20 protein-coding genes and 2 tRNA genes are annotated in these 20,127 nt (G+C 55.1%); 9 read left to right on the forward strand and 13 right to left on the reverse strand.

Annotation, left to right across the window (positions count from 1 at the left end; translation table 11 throughout):
* Positions 1 to 118: 118 nt before the first annotated feature.
* The 3 genes from pykF to L379_RS13230 form a co-directional block, all read right to left on the reverse strand.
* Positions 119 to 1,540: a pyruvate kinase PykF gene (gene pykF / locus L379_RS13240; protein ID WP_015570703.1), complete on the reverse strand. Its 1,422-nt coding sequence runs from the start codon at positions 1,538 to 1,540 to the stop codon at positions 119 to 121.
* Positions 1,541 to 1,916: 376 nt separating this feature from the next.
* Complete coding sequence (locus tag L379_RS13235; protein ID WP_017693564.1) at positions 1,917 to 3,062, reverse strand: trans-sulfuration enzyme family protein; 1,146 nt, start codon at positions 3,060 to 3,062, stop codon at positions 1,917 to 1,919.
* Positions 3,063 to 3,074: 12 nt separating this feature from the next.
* The gene (locus tag L379_RS13230) at positions 3,075 to 4,445 is read right to left on the reverse strand and encodes a pyridoxal-phosphate dependent enzyme (RefSeq protein WP_017693563.1); all 1,371 of its coding nucleotides are present in this window, start codon (positions 4,443 to 4,445) and stop codon (positions 3,075 to 3,077) included.
* Positions 4,446 to 4,844: 399 nt separating this feature from the next.
* On the opposite strand from L379_RS13230, the gene L379_RS13225 reads away from it, so the two are divergent.
* The 4 genes from L379_RS13225 to fumD all read left to right on the forward strand — a co-directional run bounded on the left by L379_RS13225 (position 4,845) and on the right by fumD (position 7,682).
* Positions 4,845 to 5,867 (forward strand): methionine ABC transporter ATP-binding protein, encoded by a 1,023-nt coding sequence (locus L379_RS13225; RefSeq protein WP_017384622.1) that lies wholly within the window; start codon positions 4,845 to 4,847, stop codon positions 5,865 to 5,867.
* A complete protein-coding gene (locus L379_RS13220; protein ID WP_017384621.1) occupies positions 5,860 to 6,528 on the forward strand; it encodes a methionine ABC transporter permease in 669 nt (222 codons plus the stop codon). The genes L379_RS13225 and L379_RS13220 overlap by 8 nt, the downstream gene beginning before the upstream one ends.
* Before the next feature lie 23 nt (positions 6,529 to 6,551).
* Positions 6,552 to 7,364, forward strand: a complete 813-nt coding sequence (locus L379_RS13215; RefSeq protein WP_003857677.1) for a MetQ/NlpA family ABC transporter substrate-binding protein — start codon at positions 6,552 to 6,554, stop codon at positions 7,362 to 7,364.
* Between the two features lie 108 nt (positions 7,365 to 7,472).
* On the forward strand, positions 7,473 to 7,682 hold the full coding sequence (gene fumD / locus L379_RS13210; RefSeq protein WP_003857676.1) for a fumarate hydratase FumD: 210 nt from the start codon (positions 7,473 to 7,475) through the stop codon (positions 7,680 to 7,682).
* On the opposite strand, the gene L379_RS13205 is transcribed toward fumD, so the two are convergent.
* From L379_RS13205 to L379_RS13190, 4 genes are read right to left on the reverse strand one after another with little or no spacing between them, the layout of a single operon-like run.
* Entirely contained in the window at positions 7,663 to 8,349 is a 687-nt protein-coding gene (locus tag L379_RS13205) for an amino acid ABC transporter permease (protein ID WP_015570700.1), read from the reverse strand. The two genes, fumD and L379_RS13205, sit on opposite strands and share 20 nt — an antisense overlap.
* Entirely contained in the window at positions 8,333 to 9,079 is a 747-nt protein-coding gene (locus L379_RS13200) for an amino acid ABC transporter permease (RefSeq protein ID WP_032653326.1), read from the reverse strand. The genes L379_RS13205 and L379_RS13200 overlap by 17 nt, the downstream gene beginning before the upstream one ends.
* Positions 9,079 to 9,894 carry an amino acid ABC transporter ATP-binding protein gene (locus L379_RS13195; RefSeq protein WP_017384620.1) on the reverse strand — a complete coding sequence of 272 codons (816 nt, stop codon included), beginning with the start codon at positions 9,892 to 9,894 and terminating at the stop codon, positions 9,079 to 9,081. The genes L379_RS13200 and L379_RS13195 overlap by 1 nt, the downstream gene beginning before the upstream one ends.
* A gap of 1 nt (position 9,895) precedes the next feature.
* Entirely contained in the window at positions 9,896 to 10,726 is an 831-nt protein-coding gene (locus L379_RS13190) for an ABC transporter substrate-binding protein (protein WP_044488997.1), read from the reverse strand.
* 245 nt (positions 10,727 to 10,971) lie between these two features.
* Here L379_RS13190 and L379_RS26075 point away from each other — a divergent pair, with 245 nt between their 5' ends.
* Complete coding sequence (locus L379_RS26075; protein WP_032653328.1) at positions 10,972 to 11,139, forward strand: hypothetical protein; 168 nt, start codon at positions 10,972 to 10,974, stop codon at positions 11,137 to 11,139.
* Between the two features lie 144 nt (positions 11,140 to 11,283).
* Entirely contained in the window at positions 11,284 to 12,690 is a 1,407-nt protein-coding gene (locus L379_RS13180) for a DUF1996 domain-containing protein (protein WP_032653331.1), read from the forward strand.
* 58 nt (positions 12,691 to 12,748) lie between these two features.
* Here the strand turns inward: L379_RS13180 and L379_RS25850 are convergent, their stop codons facing one another.
* The gene (locus tag L379_RS25850) at positions 12,749 to 12,889 is read right to left on the reverse strand and encodes a hypothetical protein (protein ID WP_003857665.1); all 141 of its coding nucleotides are present in this window, start codon (positions 12,887 to 12,889) and stop codon (positions 12,749 to 12,751) included.
* Positions 12,890 to 13,014: 125 nt separating this feature from the next.
* Between L379_RS25850 and L379_RS13170 the strand changes: the two genes are divergently transcribed.
* Positions 13,015 to 13,797 (forward strand): MBL fold metallo-hydrolase, encoded by a 783-nt coding sequence (locus L379_RS13170; RefSeq protein WP_032653333.1) that lies wholly within the window; start codon positions 13,015 to 13,017, stop codon positions 13,795 to 13,797.
* A 72-nt stretch (positions 13,798 to 13,869) separates the two neighbouring features.
* Positions 13,870 to 14,505, forward strand: a complete 636-nt coding sequence (locus L379_RS13165) for a carbonic anhydrase (protein WP_015570694.1) — start codon at positions 13,870 to 13,872, stop codon at positions 14,503 to 14,505.
* 28 nt (positions 14,506 to 14,533) lie between these two features.
* Here L379_RS13165 and L379_RS13160 read toward each other — a convergent pair whose 3' ends face one another.
* The 4 genes from L379_RS13160 to mdtK all read right to left on the reverse strand — a co-directional run bounded on the left by L379_RS13160 (position 14,534) and on the right by mdtK (position 17,936).
* A complete protein-coding gene (locus L379_RS13160) occupies positions 14,534 to 16,129 on the reverse strand; it encodes an FAD-NAD(P)-binding protein (RefSeq protein ID WP_032653336.1) in 1,596 nt (531 codons plus the stop codon).
* 122 nt (positions 16,130 to 16,251) lie between these two features.
* Positions 16,252 to 16,328 (reverse strand) — tRNA-Val (locus L379_RS13155).
* 4 nt (positions 16,329 to 16,332) lie between these two features.
* A tRNA-Val gene (locus L379_RS13150) sits at positions 16,333 to 16,409 on the reverse strand.
* Positions 16,410 to 16,562: 153 nt separating this feature from the next.
* Positions 16,563 to 17,936 carry an MdtK family multidrug efflux MATE transporter gene (gene mdtK / locus L379_RS13145; protein ID WP_017384611.1) on the reverse strand — a complete coding sequence of 458 codons (1,374 nt, stop codon included), beginning with the start codon at positions 17,934 to 17,936 and terminating at the stop codon, positions 16,563 to 16,565.
* A 225-nt stretch (positions 17,937 to 18,161) separates the two neighbouring features.
* Between mdtK and L379_RS13140 the strand changes: the two genes are divergently transcribed.
* A complete protein-coding gene (locus L379_RS13140) occupies positions 18,162 to 18,803 on the forward strand; it encodes a riboflavin synthase (protein WP_015570688.1) in 642 nt (213 codons plus the stop codon).
* A 31-nt stretch (positions 18,804 to 18,834) separates the two neighbouring features.
* Here L379_RS13140 and cfa read toward each other — a convergent pair whose 3' ends face one another.
* Entirely contained in the window at positions 18,835 to 19,983 is a 1,149-nt protein-coding gene (gene cfa, locus L379_RS13135; protein ID WP_032653339.1) for a cyclopropane fatty acyl phospholipid synthase, read from the reverse strand.
* Between the last annotated feature and the right edge of the window lie 144 nt (positions 19,984 to 20,127).

A 20,127-nucleotide genomic window follows, 5' to 3' on the forward strand; every position in this document is an offset into this window, starting at 1 on the left:
AATCGCGATTAAATAGAAAAACCCGATTTGCTTTTTGAATAGTTCTGGTTAAAGGCGGGAATAAAAAAAGCGCCCCGAAGGACGCTTTTTAACAAAACAATAATTTGTTCGTGAAATATTACAGCACGTGGACAGATGCAGTGTTAGTGGTGCCGCTTGGAACCAGCGCGCCAGAAACCATGACCACCACGTCGCCTTTCTGGGCCAGGCCACAATCAACCAGTTCCAGAGCCACTTCTTTACCCAGACGATAGAAATCATCGGTAGAGGCAATCTCTTTCACCAGGTGTGGGATCACACCTTTGCTCAGCACCAGCTGACGCGCGGTAGTTTCGTTGGTGGTCAGCGCGAGAATGGTCGCATCCGGGAAGTATTTACGCACGGCACGCGCAGATTTACCGCCCTGGGTCGCCACGACAATCAGTGGGGCTTCCAGTTTCTCAGCGGTTTCTACCGCACCACGGCACACGGCTTCGGTAATGCGCAGTTTACGGCTGTCGTTGTTGTAATCCAGACGGCTTTTCATCACGCGGTCGGTACGCTCACAGATGGTCGCCATGATGCCGACCGCTTCCAGAGGGTATTTCCCTTTTGCAGATTCGCCAGACAGCATAACGGCATCGGTACCGTCGAGGATGGCGTTTGCTACGTCGCCTGCTTCAGCGCGGGTAGGGCGTGGGTTTTTGATCATGGAGTCCAGCATCTGCGTTGCGGTGATAACCACTTTACGCGCGCGAACACATTTCTCGATCATCATCTTCTGCGCGAAGATCACTTCTTCAACCGGGATTTCTACGCCCAGGTCGCCACGCGCTACCATGATACCGTCAGACGCTTCGAGGATTTCGTCGAAGTTGTTCAGGCCTTCCTGGTTTTCGATCTTGGAGATGATCTGAATGTTCTCGCCGCCGTGCGCTTTCAGGTGCTCACGGATCTCAACCACGTCAGAACGTTTACGGATAAAGGAGGCAGCAACGAAGTCCACGCCTTGTTCGCAGCCGAAGATCAGGTCTTGTTTGTCTTTTTCAGCCAGCGCTGGCAGCGCAATGGACACACCCGGCAGGTTAACGCCTTTGTTTTCGCCCAGATCGCCGTTGTTCAGCACTTTACAGATAACCTTGTTACCTTCGATCGCCGTCACTTCCATGCCGATCAGGCCGTCATCTACCAGCACGGTGTTGCCAACAGACAGATCGCTGGTGAAGCCTTCGTAGGTCACGGCAACGATTTCGTTGTTACCCACAACGGATTTGTCGGTGGTGAAGGTGAAGGTCTGGCCCGCTTTCAGGGAAACGTCGTTACCGCCTTCCAGTTTGATGGTGCGGATTTCAGGACCTTTGGTGTCGAGCAGGATTGCCGCTTTTTTCCCGGTCTTGCTCATCACGTTGCGCAAGTTCTGGATACGCTGACCGTGTTCAGCATAGTCGCCGTGGGAGAAGTTCAGACGCATCACGTTCATGCCGGCATCCAGCATTTTGCTCAGCATCTCTTCGGATTCGGTTTTCGGGCCGATAGTACAAACAATTTTCGTCTTTTTCATGACAGTCTTAGTCTTTAAGTTGGGAAGGATATGGAAATCTCGCTCCGGGGGCGCACCGCCGCGGAGTCAAACCTGTGTTGCGAAAGAGTATATGACACGCACTAAGAATAGGTGACATCAAATGAGCGTGCAGAAGAAAGTGTGCCTGAGTGCCAGCCCAACGAAGGAGAGGAGAAGTTGTACGTTGTTTTTTGTATTCCAAGCGCTGAAACCATTCACCAGGGATTTGGCGCGCATTATACGCTGATTTACAGTAAAAAGGAAAATGGAAACAGCGTTTCAAAACAATCTGTGCAGATTCACATAAGTTTGTTATCAAGGCGTTAAGGTCTAATGTCATCTTATGACGGCAGGCGCAACGCCCGCCGTTTTTTGCTCACTTTTCCAGCGCCTGCTGAAGGTCGGCGATCAGATCCTTCGCATCCTCAATCCCCACCGACAGGCGGATAAGCTGCGGCACAATGCCGTTTGCAAGACGCTGCGCCAGAGGTATGGAGGCGTGGGTCATGCTGTAGGGCTGGCTCACCAGACTCTCCACACCGCCCAGACTTTCCGCCAGGGTAAAGAGCGTAAGATGACGGATCACCTCTGCCGCGCGTTGCACATCGCCTTTAATCACAACGGAGATCATGCCGCCCGGCAGCGCCATTTGTCTGCGTGCCAGCGCATACTGGGGATGTGACGCCAGCCCGGGATAGAACACGCGGTCTACCTGCGGATGCTGCTCCAGCCATTGCGCAATTGCCAGTGCGTTGGCGCTGTGCTTCTCAACGCGCAGAGAGAGGGTGCGAATCCCCCGCAGCGTCAGGAAGCTGCTGAACGGATCCAGAACGCCGCCAACCGCGTTTTGCAGATAGCCCAGACGCTCCGCGAGATCCTTATTTGCCCCGACAACAGCCAGCCCGGCAACCACGTCTGAATGACCGTTGAGATATTTAGTGGCGGAGTGGACCACTATGTCGAACCCCGCCTCCAGCGGCCGGTGAATGACCGGGGAGGCGAAGGTATTATCCGCCACGCTGATCGCATTATGGCGCCGGGCAATGTCCGCGATGGCCTCCAGGTCGGCCAGTTTCAGCAGCGGGTTCGTCGGCGTTTCCACCCAGATCATGCGGGTGTCCGGGCGAATGGCGGCCTCAAGCCCGGCTACATCGTCCGGCTTAACCCAGCTCACCTGTAACCCGGTGCTGCGCTTGCGCACGTTTTCGATCAGGCGATACGTACCGCCATACACGTCGTCAATGGCGACGATATGGCTGTCTTTATCCAGCAGTTCGAGCACGGTGGAAATGGCTGCCAGCCCTGACGCGAAAGCGTACCCGCGCGTGCCGCCTTCCAGTTCGGCGATGGCGGTCTCCAGCGCGTGGCGGGTTGGATTGCCGCTCCGGGAGTATTCGTAGCCGGTATGTTCACCCGGTGCCGGTTGCGCAAACGTCGACGTGGCGTAAATTGGCGGCATCACGGCGCCGTGCGGGTCGTGATACTCACCGCTGTGAACGCTGAGGGTGGCCAGGTTTTTCATCTTTTGCTCCTTTTATTTTGTCAGGCGGTTACGCCAGGCGGTGAGTACATCACTGCGTGTGATTAGACCCAGAAAGCGATCTTCGTCATAAATAATCGCCACCAGGCCACGGTCAAAGATGGCGTACAGGGCGCTCTCCGGGGCCTGCTTATCCAGATATTCGACCTGACGCGTCATGGCCGCCGTCACGGGGAGAGAGAAGCGATCGGCATCTCCCCCGATGTGTCGCAGCAGGTCCCACTCGTCGATGATGCCGACGACCTTGTCGTTATCGAGCACCGGCAGCTGGGAGATGTCGTACAGGCGCATGCGGGCCAGCACGGTGGAAAGCGTGTCGTCCGGGGCGGCAGTCACCGTCGCGCCTTCATCGTGGCGCAGGGCAATATAGTCCGAGAGATCGCCTGCCTGCGGACGCGAAATCAGCCCCTGCTGGCGCATCCAGTCGTCGTTGAACATCTTCGAGAGGTATTTATTGCCGCTGTCGCAGGCGAAGGTGACCACACGTTTTGGCGTAGTCTGCGCCTGGCAATATTTCAGCGCCGCCGCCAGCAGCGTGCCGGTGGAAGAGCCCGCCAGGATCCCTTCCGTTTTTAGCAGATCGCGGGCGGTGGTGAACGCCTCGCCATCGGTAATGCGCCAGGCGCGGTTAACCCCTTCGATGTGCGCCAGCGGAGGGATAAAGTCTTCGCCAATCCCCTCAACCAGCCACGATCCGGCATCGTGATGGCGTCCGGTCTCAACCTGGTCCGCCAGCACCGACCCGGCCGGATCGGCAAGCACAAATTCCGTCTGCGGCGAATGTTCTGCAAACCACGCCTGTAAGCCGCCCAGCGTACCGCCGGACCCCACGCCGACGACGATGGCATCGATCTGGCCGTCAAGCTGTTCAAACAGTTCCGGTGCGGTAGTGGTGCGGTGCGCCAGCGGATTGGCCGCGTTATTGAACTGATCAATATAAAACGCGCCTGGCAGTTCGTTCGCCAGCCGCCGGGCATAATCCTGGTAGTAGGCCGGATGCCCTTTATTCACATCTGAACGGGTCAGCACGACCTGCGCCCCTAACGCGCGCAGGTGGAAAATCTTCTCGCGGCTCATTTTGTCCGGCACCACCAGGATCAGCGAGTAGCCCTTCTGCGCCGCAATCAACGCCAGCCCCAGGCCGGTGTTCCCCGCCGTGGCTTCAATAATGGTGCCGCCGGGCCGTAGCTGGCCCGTACGCTCGGCTTCATTAATCATCGACAGCGCGACGCGGTCTTTAATCGAGCCGCCGGGATTCTGGTTTTCCAGCTTCAGAAACAGCGAGCAGGGGCCGGTGTCCAGCTTGTGCAGCTGGATGAGCGGCGTACGGCCAATCAGTTCGGTGACGGAGTGGTAAAGCGTCATGGTCATGTCCTGTGAAGGGGTGATGACCGGATGATAGAACCATGAAATTTTCTCAATAAAGAACCTTTCACTGAGTTTTAGAACGGAAAGGAATAATCCTTGTGTTTTCAGATGGAAAGACAGCAAGACGTAAAGTTGTCCGGATGTGAGGATGGCTATATCCGCATAAAGTGCTGCAAAATTAGCCGATTTCGTCGGGTGAGTAAGACCTGATATGCAAATGGCAGATAATTATTGCTGATATTCATCTAAATGCTTTTCACCCGCCAGTTCGCTGCTTATTCCTGAGCATTATAAGAAATTCTTTTTTGGTCATTTAAAAGCTGATAACGGCTGTTTACTATCTTTTGGACATCCATACTGCTAAACCGCTATATGCGAAACGGATAACGAATAAGAATGATTGTACTCAGCAATATTTCGAAGGTTTTTGACAACGGGAAACAGGCGCTGACAGCCGTAGATAACGTCAACCTGACGATAGAACAGGGACAGATTTACGGGATCATCGGTTACAGCGGGGCCGGGAAAAGTACGCTGATCCGTCTGCTGAACGGTCTGGAAAAGCCCAGCGCCGGCAGCGTCACCATTAACGGTCAGGATATCTCCGCCGCGAAGGGAGAAGCGCTGCGTCAGGCACGCCTGAAAATCAGCATGGTGTTCCAGCACTTTAACCTGCTTTGGTCGCGCACGGTGAAGGAAAATATCGCCTTTTCAATGCAAATTGCCGGTGTGCCAAAAGCGCAAATTCAGGCTCGCGTTGCCGAGCTGGTGGAGCTGGTCGGCCTGAAGGGGCGCGAGAATGCCTACCCATCCCAGCTGAGCGGCGGGCAAAAACAACGTGTGGGCATTGCCCGCGCGCTGGCCAATCATCCGGACGTACTGCTGTGTGACGAAGCCACCTCGGCGCTGGATCCGCAGACCACCGATCAGATCCTCGATCTGCTCCTGGACATTAACCGTCGCTTTAACCTGACCATCGTACTCATTACGCATGAGATGCACGTGGTGCGCAAAATCTGCGACCGCGTGGCGGTGATGGAAAACGGCAAGGTGGTGGAAGAGGGGGACGTGCTGAGCGTGTTTACGCATCCGCAGCAGCCGATCACCCGGCAGTTTGTCCGCCAGGTGAGCCAGTACGCGGAGGAAGAGACCTTCAATACCGAACTGGCAAACGATCTGGAAGGCACGGTGATCAGGCTGACCTTCACCGGACACAGCACGCACAGGCCGATCGTCGGTGAACTGACCCTGCGCTACGGCCTGCCGTTTAACATCCTGCACGGCAAAATGACGCAAACCGCCCACGGTGTTTTCGGGCAGCTCTGGGTGCACGTGGTGGCATCGGACGAACAACTGAACAATATCCTCGCCGACCTGAAGCAAAGCGATATTGAAGGCGAGGTAATCAAGCATGGCTGAAGAACTCTTTCCGCACCTGAAGTGGGATCAGCTTTGGGCTGCAACCCAGGAGACGCTTTACATGACCGCGCTTTCCGGCGTGGCGACGTTTGTCCTGGGGATCGCGCTCGGTCTGGCGCTGTTTTTAACCGCCCGCGGCGGGTTATTCCACAACCGCACGGTCTACAGCGTGATGTCGATTGTGGTGAACGTGTTCCGCTCGATTCCGTTCATCATTCTCATCGTTCTGCTGATCCCGTTCACCAAGACCGTTGTGGGGACCATTCTCGGCGCTAACGCTGCGCTGCCCGCCCTGATTGTGGGCGCGGCGCCGTTCTACGCCCGTCTGGTCGAGATTGCCTTGCGAGAAGTAGACAAAGGAGTCATTGAGGCCACGCGTTCGATGGGCGCGCGGCTGAGCACGTTAGTGTTTCGGGTTTTATTGCCGGAATCTTCACCCGCACTGGTTTCAGGTATGACGGTGACGCTGATTGCGCTGGTGAGCTACAGCGCAATGGCAGGGGTGATAGGTGCCGGCGGTTTGGGAAATCTGGCTTATCTGGAAGGATTCCAGCGCAACCATGGTGACGTCACGCTGGTGGCAACGGTGACCATTCTGATCATCGTGTTCATTATCCAGTTCTGCGGCGATGCCATTACTTCACTGTTAGATAAACGCTAATAAATACACACAGGAACCACATCATGAAAAAGACACTGACACTGATCGCCGCCGCAACCCTGAGTGCCCTGAGCTTTGCCTCCTGGGCGGACACGCTCACCGTGGGGGCGTCCAACACCCCGCACGCGGAAATTCTGGAGCAGGCTAAGCCGATTCTGGCGAAGCAGGGGATCGATCTGGAGATTAAACCATTCCAGGACTACATTCTGCCAAACACGGCGCTGGCGGGGCATGACATTGACGCCAACTATTTCCAGCACATCCCTTACCTGAACAGCGTCCTGAAAGATCACGCGGGCGATAAGGATTATGATTTTGTCAGTGCGGGCGCAATCCACATTGAGCCGATCGGTATCTATTCGAAAAAATACAAATCGCTGAAGGATCTGCCGGAAGGCGGCAAAATCATCATGCGTGATGCGGTGTCCGAGGAAGGGCGTATTCTCTCCATCTTCGAAAAAGAGGGCGTGATCAAGCTGAAGCCAGGCATCGATAAAGTGACCGCGCGCATCAGCGATATCGTGGAGAACCCGAAAAAGCTGCAATTCACCCCTAACGTTGAGGCATCTCTGCTACCGCAGATGTACAACAACGACGAAGGTGCTGCGGTGGTGATCAACGCCAACTACGCAATTGATGCCGGTCTGGATCCGGTGCACGATCCCATTGCGGTTGAAAGCGGTGAGAATAACCCGTACGCCAACATCATTACCGTTCATCGCGGTGACGAGAAGAAGAAGGATATCGTCGCGCTGGTGAACGTGCTGCACTCCAAAGAGATTCAGGACTGGATCCGCACCAAATACAAAGGCGCAGTCATCCCGGTAAACAACTAATCTCCTGATTTTCCAGACGAAGCCCGGCGAACTACACGCCGGGCTTCTTTTTTGTATCCAGCCGACGAATGATTTAAGCTGACGGTTTAGGGCAACGGAGTGATGGCAATGGGCAATGTGACCAAAGACGAAGCGCTGTACCAGGAGATGTGTCGGGTGGTAGGCAAGGTCGTTCTCGAAATGCGTGATTTAGGGCAGGAGCCGAAACATATTGTCATTGCGGGCGTTCTGCGTACCGCGCTGGCGAACCAGCGCGTTAAGCGCAGTGAGTTGACCACCAAAGCGATGGAAACGGTGGTTAAAGCGCTGGCCGGCTAACTCGCCAGCGCTTCGCGAGCAGCTCAAGCGAGCAGCAGAGCAGGTAATAGATCACACCCGTGAAGATAAAAATGGCCGCCGGGTAAATTTGCACCCGGTTGTTGATCTGTCCCGCCACCGTGGTCAGTTCAGGAACGTTCACGATAAATGCCAGCGACGTATCCTTCAGCAGGCTGATAAAAATCCCCACCAGCGACGGCAGAATATTTCTCAGCGCCTGCGGCAGCAGCACGCGCCACAGCGTTTGCTGCGTACTGAACCCTTGAGAAAGCGCGGCCTCATTCTGGCCCGACGGCAGGGCTCTCAGTCCGGCTAACACCGAATGCATCACCGCAGCCGCGGTAAACCAGGCTAGCGCCAGCGTGACGGTCGTCGCGCCCGGGAGATCCCTGCCGGTTATCAGTGGCAGCAGATACCACATCCAGAATATCACGAAGATCAGGGGGATCCCGCGAATCAACTCTGCCCACGCAAACAGCGCACTGCGCACCACGCCGGGATAGCGCCAGGCGACGCAAGCCAGCACAATCCCGCCGGGCAGGGCAAGCGCGGCGGCGCCTGCGGCCATCAGCAGTGAGAGCAGTACGCCGCCGGGTTCTCCCGCAGCCGCACGTCCCCAAAGCAGATAATCCAGGTTTTCGACAATAACGTTAAATCCGGGGATCATGATATTTCCTCCCTGAATGGGGGCCGAGGCGCACCAGCACGCTTCCCGTCACCATCCCGGTAAGCAAGTAGAGCACCGTACCGACGGTGAAGGCTTCCAGTGCATGGGCGTTGTAACTTTCTATCTGGCGGACCTGGTAGGTCAGTTCGGCGAAGCCAATCCCGCTCGCGAGCGAGGAGAGCTTCATCAGGTTAAGGTACTGGCCGACGACCGGCTGCCACGCGTTAGCGAGCCCCTGAGGCAGAAGAATGTAGCGAAACAGACGCCATGAGGAAAATCCCTGAGCGAGCGCCGCCTCCCGCTGTCCGGCAGGCACGGAACGCAGCCCCGATTCCACTTCTTCGATTAAAAACGCCGAGGTAAAGACGCCTAACCCCCAGGCGGAGCATAAAAACTCGGGCGTAAACCACCAGACGTCACCGGGCAAAATGGACCAGCTGTGGTCTGCGTTCACCGCGTCACGCAGCCCCTGCGGCAACCCGTTCCAGGCGGCGAAATACCAGAACAGCAGCTGTACCAGCAGCGGCGTATTGCGAAACAGCGATACCCAGCAGCTGACGATCAATGTCCCGAAACGTCCCCCGGAAAGCCGCAAAAGCATAAAGAACAAGGCGAGCAGGCTGGCCAGCATAATCCCCGCCAGCGTCACCCACAGAGTGGTGAGAAATCCGGAAAGGATCCAGAGCAGGGGCTGTCCGGCCAGCACCCCCTGCCAGTCCAGAGCGGGCATTACAGTTGCTCCTGATGCAGCGGATCCAGCACTTTTTGCAGGAAACGCCTCGCACGGGGATGCGACGGTTGATTGAAAAATTGCGCCGGGGGCGCGGTTTCCAGAATTTTTCCGCCGTCGATAAAGACGATTCGATCGGCAATTTCCCGGGCGAACTGCATCTCATGGGTAACGACAATCATGGTGATCCCGCTGTGGGCGAGGGTTTTCATCACAAACAGCACTTCGCCAATCATTTCCGGGTCGAGTGCCGACGTCGGCTCGTCAAAGAGAATGATTTGCGGCGACGAGGCCAGAGCACGGGCAATCGCCACGCGCTGCTGCTGTCCGCCGGAAAGTTCAGCGGGGAAGCGGTGCGCCTTCTCCAGCATGCCGACCTTCTCCAGCAGCGCCAGCGCGCGCTCCTGGGCGGGCAGGGGTTTCCAGCCGTGAACGTGCTCCAGTGCCAGGGTGATGTTCTGACTGGCGGTAAGGTGGGCATAGAGATTGAACTGCTGGAACACAAACCCGACGCGGCTGCGTAACTGACGTAGCCTGCTGCCGGAAAGCTGTCCGGTCGGCTTGTGGTCGATCAGAATCTCCCCGCCGCTCAGGCTCTCAAGCTGGTTGATAAGCCGAATCAGGGTCGATTTTCCGGAACCCGAAGGGCCGAGAATGGCAACCACTTCACCCGGCATGATGGTGAGGTTAATGTCGGTTAAAACCGGATGATCGCCGTAGCGTTTGTCCACATGGCGAAACTCAACGCTGGCCTGTTCCAGAAGTGAAAAATCCGCGGCATTGGCCGCGGAGCGTGAAAATAAACCTGAGAGCATATTACCGGGCTTCTATTTTAAAGTTACGAGGCTGTGGAGCTGGGGTGCCTGGACCGAACCAGACGTCATAGATTTTTGCCGCCTGGCCGTTTTTCTCCAGGGTTACCAGCTCATCGTTAACGGCTTTCAGCAGCGCCGTTTCACCCTTTTTCACCCCCACGCCAATCTCTTCTTTACTGAGCAGGTCGGGCAGGATTTTGAAGTCGGCTTTATCCGGCGCCTGCGCCAGCAGACCGGCCAGAATGGTGCTGTCCTGGGTAATGGCCTGCACGTTGCCATTGCGCAGTGCCGTCAGCGCCAGCGGAATATCATCATAAGAGAGGACGCGGGACTGCGGAAAACGCTGGTGCAGCGCCTGTTCACCCGTCGTACCTTTTACGGCGCCAATGCGTGCCCGGCTATAGTCATCAAGCTTGTCCGGTGATTTTGCCGGAACCAGGAACTGCTGGCCGGTGACAAAGTAAGGCGTTGAGAAATCAATGACCTGTGCGCGTTCCGGAGTGATCGTGATATCCGCCACGATGAGATCCGCTTTTCCGGACTGTAGCAGCGGTATACGGTTAGCCGGATTAGTGGCGACCAGTTCAAGCTTGACGCCGAGCGATTTCGCCAGCGCTTTGGCGAAGTCCACGTCGTAACCCACGATCTCATGCGTTTTGGCATCAATCGAGCCAAAGGGTGGATTGGCATCAAACGTGGCCACTTTCACCACGCCTGCTGCCTTGATATCCGCCAGCCGATCGGCCTGCGCCTGCGCTGAAACCAGGCCCCAGGCTGCCACTAATCCCAGAACCTGCGCCCGTTTTTTAAACCCTTTCATTTTTGCAGCCATAGTCATACGCCATCCCGTTGTTTTTGTTTTACCCCGTTACGCTCCCATAAGGGAAAGCTATCGCCAAATAAGAAATCGTTCTTTGCTATGAGAAAAAAAGCATGAGTGAACAAGGTGTTAAAGAAGAGAGCTGAAGGCGGGGCGCTATTTGCAGATCCTGCACATCGACAGTGGATTTTGATATTTCCCCCGGGCGCAATTTGGGTGTTTAACTGAGGACAGGTTAAGCGAGAAGGGTAATGACGATGAAAAAATGGATAAGCACGTTACGGCGGTTTTTTGCGCCCCGACCAGTGAATGCGGAGAACAGCGCGCAACGTGTTCTTGAGTCAATACTACCTGTCGCCAGCCTGTATGGCGTGGACGTAGCCAACATCGACCCGGAGTGGTTCCATGATAAAACGTCACGCTGAACTGCGCCGGACGCGCGAAATGTACTGGAATGAGCTGTGCGTGGTGTCTGTAAAGCGAGGATGAAGGGAAAAATACCCAGGCAAATCCTCGGTAAATGATGGCCGTTTTGTTACCACTATCTCCTTTCACAGATGGAGATAATAATGAAACGGACAGTATTAACCCCCGCGCTTTCTGCCTCCGCACTTCTGCTTACCATGCAGGCGGTACACGCTGGTCCACAGGCGCATGTTGTATGCAGTTATTCCCACACCCTCGGCGATGATGCCATTATGATGTTCGGCATGCCCAATGAGGCTATGCTGCACGATTTTTTTGGTAACGTGCACGCGGATGCTTACTCCAGCCGTGAATCTCTGCGTACCCAGGAAAAGACCACCTGCGATAACAAAGCAGACAGCTCGGCCTACTGGGCTCCGTCGCTAAAATTGCCGGACGGAACGGTGGTCAAACCCGCCTATCAAAAAACCTATTATCAGGCATCGAATGTTGACGCCTGGCCGCTTCATCCGTTTCCGCCGGGGCTGTCGCTGCTGGCGGGCGATCATCATGGCACCGCGCCAAATCCGCATATCACCTTTTTATGCGCCAATGGCAAGGGCTACACCACCAGAACGGGTGAAGTCTGCGGCTTACGCAAGGCGAAGGATGCCGTGCAGTTTAATATCGGCATTCAGTTCCCGAACTGCTGGGACGGGGTCAACCTGAAGCCCGCCCACGGCCTGGCTAACGCCACCTACGATACGAAAGGACAGTGTCCGTCCGCCTTCCCGGTGAAGATCCCGACGGTGAACATGAATATTGCGTACGTGCTCCCGACAATTAGCTCTCTGGATACCAGTAAAGTCCAGCTTTCCCTCGACCCCATCATGCATGGCAGTGAGCGTGAAGAGCGGTGGGGGAGCCTGTATACGGCGCATGCTGACTTCATGAACGGCTGGACGGAAGATGCCGCGCGATTTATGACCGACCTGTGCATGAACCGGGGAATGGATTGCGGCACCACCGTGCCGTATGGTTATTCAAAAGCGAAGGCTAACGTCTGGCTCAGCAGCATGGAACCGGCACTTTCACAGCCCGATCCCCAGGTCTTACTGGTGCAGGATAACTGGAAGAACGGTGGACGCACGAAAAACAGCGAAACATTGTCGCTGGTGAAGTTCAACATCCCTCCGCTGCCTGCCGGACAGGATCCTGCCCAGTTTAAATACCGCGTGAGAATTTATGGCGGGAAAGTGGAAACTGACGGCGCGGATCAAATCTTCTTCTATCCGGCGAGTAACGACTGGGAACCGGCCACCGTGAGCTGGCAGTCACGACCGTCCTGCAACTATCGCTCGGATGCGGTGCTGTACCTGAACCACTCCCGCGAATACCGGATGGTGGACGTGGATAAAGCGGTGCGCAAGGCGCTGGCAGAAGGGAAAACCGACATTTCGTGGTATATCGGCGGCGATCGTCAGGGAAATCACTATCAGTTTGAGATGGGGTCATCTCCCCAAAGCCTGATCCTGATGCTGACCGGGTTTAGCAAAACGCCGGAGATCTGATAGCGGGTAGCAAAAGGCATTCATAAAAAAAAGCACCGGGGAGCCCGGTGCTTTTTCTTCAGATCTTGCAGGCATCGCCGCAGTCGTCATCGGCGACAATCGCCTGAGCTTTTTTATCCGCATCGTCGAGACGTTCCGCGTTGCGCTCTTCTGCTTCATCCAGCCCGTTAAAGACTAAGTTATCGAGATCAATTTCCATGTGCCACCTGCGTTATTCAGTTTTTGATACTCGCACAGTATAAGTCAAAAAAAGCGGGCCAGGCACCCCTCAGCACATATGGATAATCCCTGCCATACTCAGTGATTTATTGCTGAGAAAAGCCGATGATTACACTCTGTAAAACCTGCGGTACCGCTTACGATGAACAGCCCAAAAACTGCCCGATTTGCGACGATGAGCGCCAGTATGTCCCGGTGACGGGCCAGACATGGACGGACATCGACAGCCTTACGACCACGCACACCAACAAATGGCAACAGCTGGAGCCGCAGCTGTTCAGCATCAAAACTGTTCCCTCTTTTGCCATCAACCAGCGGGCGCTTCTGCTGCGTACGCCACAGGGCAATGTTCTGTGGGACTGCATCGCCAATCTTGACCCGGCGACCAGAGCGTTAGTTGACGCGCTCGGGGGAATCAGCGCGATCGCGATTTCGCACCCGCATTACTACACCACCATGCAGGAGTGGGCCGCGGCGTTTAACGCACCGATCTACCTGCACGCCAGCGATCGGCAGTGGGTGATGCGTGACAGCCCGGCGATACGCTTCTGGGAGGAGGACGCCCTGGAGATTATGCCTTTGGTGACTCTTCTGCGGCTGGGCGGGCATTTTGCAGGCGGCACGGTGCTGCACTGGCAGTCAGGCGACGGCGTGCTGCTGGCCGGTGATATTTTGCAGGTTACGCCCGGTAAAGACGCCGTGTCGTTTATGTGGAGTTATCCGAATATGCTGCCACTGCCTGTCCGCACCGTTGAGTCGGTGATTGGCCGACTGACAGGGAAAACGTACCAGCGCCTGTACGGGGCCTTTGAAGGGCAGAACATCCTGGCGAACGCGGATGAGATCGTGCAGCGGTCGGGCCAGAAATATATTGCTTGTCTCCGCTAAGGCGCGGTGGTTAAATTTTACGAGTGTGATCGCGATCATACCTAAATTAAAACAGATAAAAGAGAAATGGCTATGCAACATATCATTGAAGGTTTTCTCAGCTTTCAAAAAGAGATTTTCCCGCAACGTAAAGAGCTTTTTCGTAGTTTAGCGTCCAGTCAGAATCCCAAAGCGCTGTTCATCTCCTGCTCCGACAGCCGTCTGGTTCCGGAACTGGTTACGCAACAGGAGCCAGGACAGCTCTTTGTCATTCGAAACGCGGGCAACATTGTGCCTCCGTTCGGGCCGGAGCCTGGCGGTGTCTCTGCGACCATCGAATATGCTGTTGTTGCCCTGGGCGTGACCGATATCGTTATTTGCGGCCACTCCAACTGCGGCGCAATGAAGGCGATTGCTGACAACGCCGATCTGGAGCCGATGCCGGCCGTTTCCCACTGGCTGCGCTATTCTGATGCGGCAAAAGCGGTGGTTGAGAAGAAAACATGGGATAAGCCAATCGATAAGGTGAATGCGATGGTGCAGGAGAACGTCTTTGCGCAGCTGAGCAATATCAAGACCCATCCGTCGGTGGCGGTAGGCCTGCGCAACAACGCCATTCGCCTGCACGGCTGGGTATATGACATCGAAAGCGGCAAAATCCTTGCCCTGGACAAGAACACTAAATCGTTCGTGTCGCTGTCGGAAAACCCGGACGTCTTCTTCGAGTAACCCGACCCCGCAGGGCAGGGAAGCTCTGTTAAAATTCCATGAATGGTAACTTCCTTCGCACGCCTGTCGCAGGTTTTCCAGCCGCTTTCGCCATCGCTTTACCAATTTCAGCGCACTCAGACAAACCCTGAACAAAGGGATGATCGTGCATCAGCCAGGGGATCGCCCCAAAAGCGATGCGCCCCCGCAGTGATGCAGGCGCCAGCAACGTATAGTCTTCCCCCACATCCGGGACGTCATCGCCGGTTTCCGCAAGCTGTTTACGCAGGGTGGGGAAGGGAATGTCCTTGTTTCTGAGCGGCTTTTGCCCGCGCGCATCAATAAACACGTCGAAGCGGTAACGCTTTTCTGCCGTGGTGATGACGGTCTGATCGCTGCCGATATCCAGGTCGTAATCATCACCGAGTGCGACCACGCTAATGATCCCTGCCTCGCGCAGCGCCAGTAAACGGCGGATAGACTGCGGTGGAATGGCGGCATAATTATCGATAAACACACGCTCCAGCCCGGATTTAAACCGCTCTCTGTCATGCTCACTGAGTGAAGGGACGATGGCCTGAACCACTTCATGCAGACGAAGCACGGTATAGCGCCAGGCAACGGTGCGTTTTTCGCGCTTGTTGCGCTCCACTTCTTTCAGATTCGCTTCGGCCCAGGTGAAAGGGCCATGCTTTTTACGATCCTCAAACCAGACATCACGAAGCGTGTCGGCATTCAGCGTACCGAGCGATATCGCCTGGCACCAGCGCGGATCGGCCAGCTCGAGCTCTTTCACCATCAGCGCAAAGATGCGGTCAAGCAGCCCGTCCGGGCCTTTGGCGATTTCACTTTCCGCCACAGACTCCGTTAACACGGACAGCGGTTCATAAGGGATAGGGCAGTAAAAGTCGGCCTCCGGCAGAACGCCCGTGCGGGACATCAGCGTGATTTTTAGCCCTTCGCTGCCTTTATTGACAACGAACTGCTCCCCGCTAAACCGGCCATGCTGCATCACAACCGCCATTGCAGCGTCCAGCCCGCTGAGGGAGGTACCCATGATCCCCACCTCACAGGCTCGGACCTCCGCGTCCATCAGCCCTGACCATGGGCTTGGGAAATATGCGCGGGTGGTTTCATCTTCATCAGGCCAGACGTGGCCGGTGGCAACAACCGCAAGATCAAACCGCCTTGAGAAAGGGGCATCGTTCACTGAAAGGGCCACGCCGTCTGCATCAGCCTTAATATCCGTGACTTCTGCGTTGGGGTGCACCTCGACATGAAAGCCCGACTTTTTCGCCTCAGCAACGACGGCGAGAAACCGATCGTGAAAATATTCACCCAACAGAATACGCGGCAGGAATTGCCGGTCGTGCAGTTTCTCACTATCGACGTTATAGCGGGCAAGATGGGCCGCACTCTGCTGTTTGAGCCAGTCGAGATAGGTAATAAAAATGGGCGGGATTTCGATACTGGCGATGTTCGCCAGCATCAGCCGGGAATTATCCTCGTCGCTGTAGGGCATCCCGACACCGGGTTGGTCTGCCTTTTCGAACACGGTGATCGAAAGCGGTGCTGCGTTGTTAAGAAGTGAGTAAAAGGTATAAATCCCTGTTGGACCTGAGCCGATAATGGCGATTTTTTTCATCGAAAGCGTTCCTGCATTTCTGAACCATAAAATAAGCGTAGCAGGAGAAAGGTTAAATCATTCAATGAAGAAAAAAATTAAGACGTTTAGAAGAGGAATTTTGCACCATTTCAGGACTGAAATGGTGCGTCCGAGTGGACTCGAACCACCGACCCCCACCATGTCAAGGTGGTGCTCTAACCAACTGAGCTACGGACGCAGAATGGTGCGTTCAATTGGACTCGAACCAACGACCCCCACCATGTCAAGGTGGTGCTCTAACCAACTGAGCTATGAACGCATTGTGTTGTCGGTGACAACGGGGACGAATATTAGCGGCACAGCCCCAAGGTGGCAAGAGGGAAAATGCATTTTTCTCTCTGATTTCACGCGATTGCTTCATTACCGCGCAAAGTGAAGAGAAAGTAGCCGCCAGCCGGCGGCTACTGTGTCATTAACGTGCAGCGCGCTGCAAAATTACCGCAGACGGCTGACGTTGCAGGAAGCGCATACGCAGCATCATCATAATGGCCGCAGACGTTAAGCCGATGATAAAGCCCATCCAGAATCCGGCTGGCCCCATGCGATCCACCACCAGATCCGTGAGCGCCAGAATGTACCCGCACGGCAGACCCAGCACCCAGTAAGCGATAAAGGTGATGAAGAAGATGGAACGCGTATCTTTATACCCACGCAGCACGCCGCTGCCAATTACCTGGATGGAGTCAGAGATCTGATAAATGGCCGCCAGCAGCATCAGATGCGAGGCCAGGGTCACTACCTCCGGGTTGTCGTTATAGAGCAGGGCAATTTGCTCACGCAACAGCACGGTAAAGAGCGCGGTACAGACTGCCATGCAGACGCCGACGCCGAGGCCGGTGCGGGCTGCCGTTTGCGCGTCCAGCGTCGAGCCTTGCCCCAGACGGAAGCCCACGCGAATCGTCACCGCGGCAGCCAGGGACATCGGCAGGACGAACATCAAAGAGCTGAAGTTCAGGGCGATCTGGTGTCCTGCGACATCAATAATCCCTAACGGCGAGACCAGCAGGGCGACGACGGCAAACAGCGTCACTTCGAAGAACAGCGCCAGCGCAATGGGTAACCCCAGCTGAATGAGACGGGTCATGAGCGTCCAGTCAGGTGCGCTGAACGAGGTGTCGTTACGAATGTCACGCATGGATCGCGCATGTTTAATGTAGGTGAGCATACAGCCGAACATCACCCAGTACACCGCAGCCGTTGCCACGCCGCAGCCCACGCCGCCGAGTTCCGGCATGCCAAAATGACCGTAAATGAAGATATAGTTCACGGGAATGTTCACCAGCAAGCCGATAAAGCCCATCACCATGCCCGGCTTGGTTTTTGCCAGCCCTTCACACTGGTTACGTGCCACCTGGAAGAACAGATAGCCGGGCGCGCCCCAGAGCAGGGCGCGCAGATAACCGACCGCCTTATCCGCCAGCGCCGGGTCGATATTATGCATGGCGCGAATAATATACCCGGCGTTCCACAGGACGATCATAATCAGGACGGAGACACCCCCGGCCAGCCAGAAGCCCTGGCGCACCTGATGGGCCACGCGGTCGCGTCGACCGGAGCCGTTAAGCTGCGCGATAACGGGCGTCAGCGCCAGCAGCAGGCCGTGACCAAAAAGAATGGCCGGAAGCCAGATTGAGGTTCCGATCGCCACGGCGGCCATATCGGTGGCGCTGTAACCACCGGCCATTACCGTATCCACAAATCCCATTGCGGTTTGGGCTACCTGCGCGACGATCACCGGTATGGCCAGTGCCAATAACTGACGCGCTTCGATCATATACTTCTGCACGTGAACACCTTTGTATTGTAGTTATTTGAGAGACTAAAAAGGCCGCCGTTACTGGCAGCAAGAAGAAAAAACAGAGGGATGCCAGCTATTGTAGCGGGGTTTAACTAATTATCTAGTGAAAAAATCGCCAGAAATTGCGCATCACTGGCAACCTGTTTTTTCAACTGTTATTGTGGTGGAATTATACGGTGTCATCGCCGTTCGGAATGAACAGGAGCTGTAAGCATGTTTACTGGTATTGTGCAGGGCACTGCCAAAGTGGTGTCCATTGATGAAAAACCGAATTTCCGCACTCACGTAGTTGAGCTGCCTGAATATATGCTCGACGGCATTGAAACCGGGGCGTCGATAGCGCATAACGGCTGCTGCCTGACGGTGACCGAAATTAACGGTAACCAGATTAGCTTTGATTTAATGAAAGAGACGCTGCGTATCACTAACCTGGGTGAGCTGGTGGTGGGAGATATCGTCAACGTGGAACGCGCGGCGAAATTCAGCGATGAGATTGGCGGGCATCTGATGTCGGGCCATATTATGACCACCGCAGAAGTGGCGAAAATCGTGACCTCGGAAAATAACCGTCAAATCTGGTTTAAGGTGCAGGATCCGTCATTAATGAAATACATCCTTTATAAAGGATTTATTGGCATCGATGGGATTAGTCTGACCGTCGGTGAAGTGACGCCAACGCGTTTTTGCGTGCATTTAATTCCTGAAACGCTGCAACGTACTACGCTTGGCGCAAAAAAACTGGGGCAGCGCGTAAATATCGAAATTGATCCCCAGACCCAGGCGGTCGTGGATACCGTTGAGCGCGTACTGGCGGCGAAAGAGGCGGCGATAATTAAAACCATGGAAGAAGAATAAAAAATAACCCCGGTTAACCGGGGTTATTTTTTCAGCGAGCCACACGCAAACCGTGCTCAATCCCACGACTAAACACCACCTGCCAAAGCTGTATATCCCGCGCACGGAACGCGCCCGCACAGGCATTCAGATAATAGCTAAACATCCGTTTGAATCGTTCCGAATAGTTGTCGGCGATTTCAGGCCATGCAGCCTGGAAACGTTCATGCCAGGCCATCAGGGTGGTGTCGTAATCTGCGCCGAAGTTATGCCAGTCTTCCACAATAAAATGCGGTTCGCTGGCGTTCGCAATCTGGCGAACAGAGGGTAAACAGCCATTCGGGAAGATATATTTGTTGATCCAGGGATCCACATTGTTATCGGTGCGTTTAGAGCCGATGGTGTGTAGCAGGAAAATTCCCTCAGGCTTCAGGTTACGATCGGCGACCTCGAAGTAAGTCTTGTAGTTCTTCGGCCCCACGTGCTCGAACATACCTACGGAAACAATGCGATCGAACTGCTCGTTCAGGTCGCGGTAGTCCTGAAGCCGAATATCAACATCCAGACCCAGACAGCGTTCCTGCGCCATCTTCTGCTGTTCAGCGGAAATCGTGACGCCGACTACGCTGACGCCGTAATTTTTCGCCATAAACCAGGCAAGACCACCCCAGCCACAGCCGATGTCCAGCACACGCATACCGGGCTGTAACTGCAATTTATCGCAGATCAGTTGCAGCTTGTCCTGCTGCGCCTCTTCCAGGGTCGTCGCTTTTTTCCAGTATCCGCAGGAGTACTGCATGAAAGGATCGAGCATACGGCTGAACAGATCGTTGCCAAGATCGTAATGCTCTTTACCGACGATCCACGCCCGTTTTTTACTTTGCAGATTGAACAGGCGGGCGGAGGCGATACGTAAGGTATCTTTGAAATGACGAGGGAGCTGTTTTTCAAGACCGGCGCGTAATACGCTGGAGAAGAACATATCCAGCCGCTCACACTCCCACCAGCCGTCCATATAGCTTTCACCCAGCCCTAACGACCCCTCCTGTAACACGCGTTTGAAAAAATCGGGATGCTTTATCTGGGGATCGGAGGGGGATGAGCCATTAATCGTAATGCCCGCACGTCCCAATAGTTCACTGACGATCCGGGACCAGTTATCGTCCGGAACGCTGACTTCTTCTATACACGATGAACTCATAGCTTCTCCATCACCTTGCTGTGATCAGAACCTTAAAACAGCGTAGACGCTTTTTTGGTTTGTGAGAAATCTCACGGTAAATGCCCGCGAGGCTAATATCCGACGTAGAACAGAGGAAGGGAGATAACCCTTGCCGAAATGCCT

Origin of the sequence: Enterobacter sp. MGH 33 (assembly GCF_000534535.1) — a bacterium.
Lineage (GTDB): Bacteria > Pseudomonadota > Gammaproteobacteria > Enterobacterales > Enterobacteriaceae > Enterobacter > Enterobacter hormaechei_C.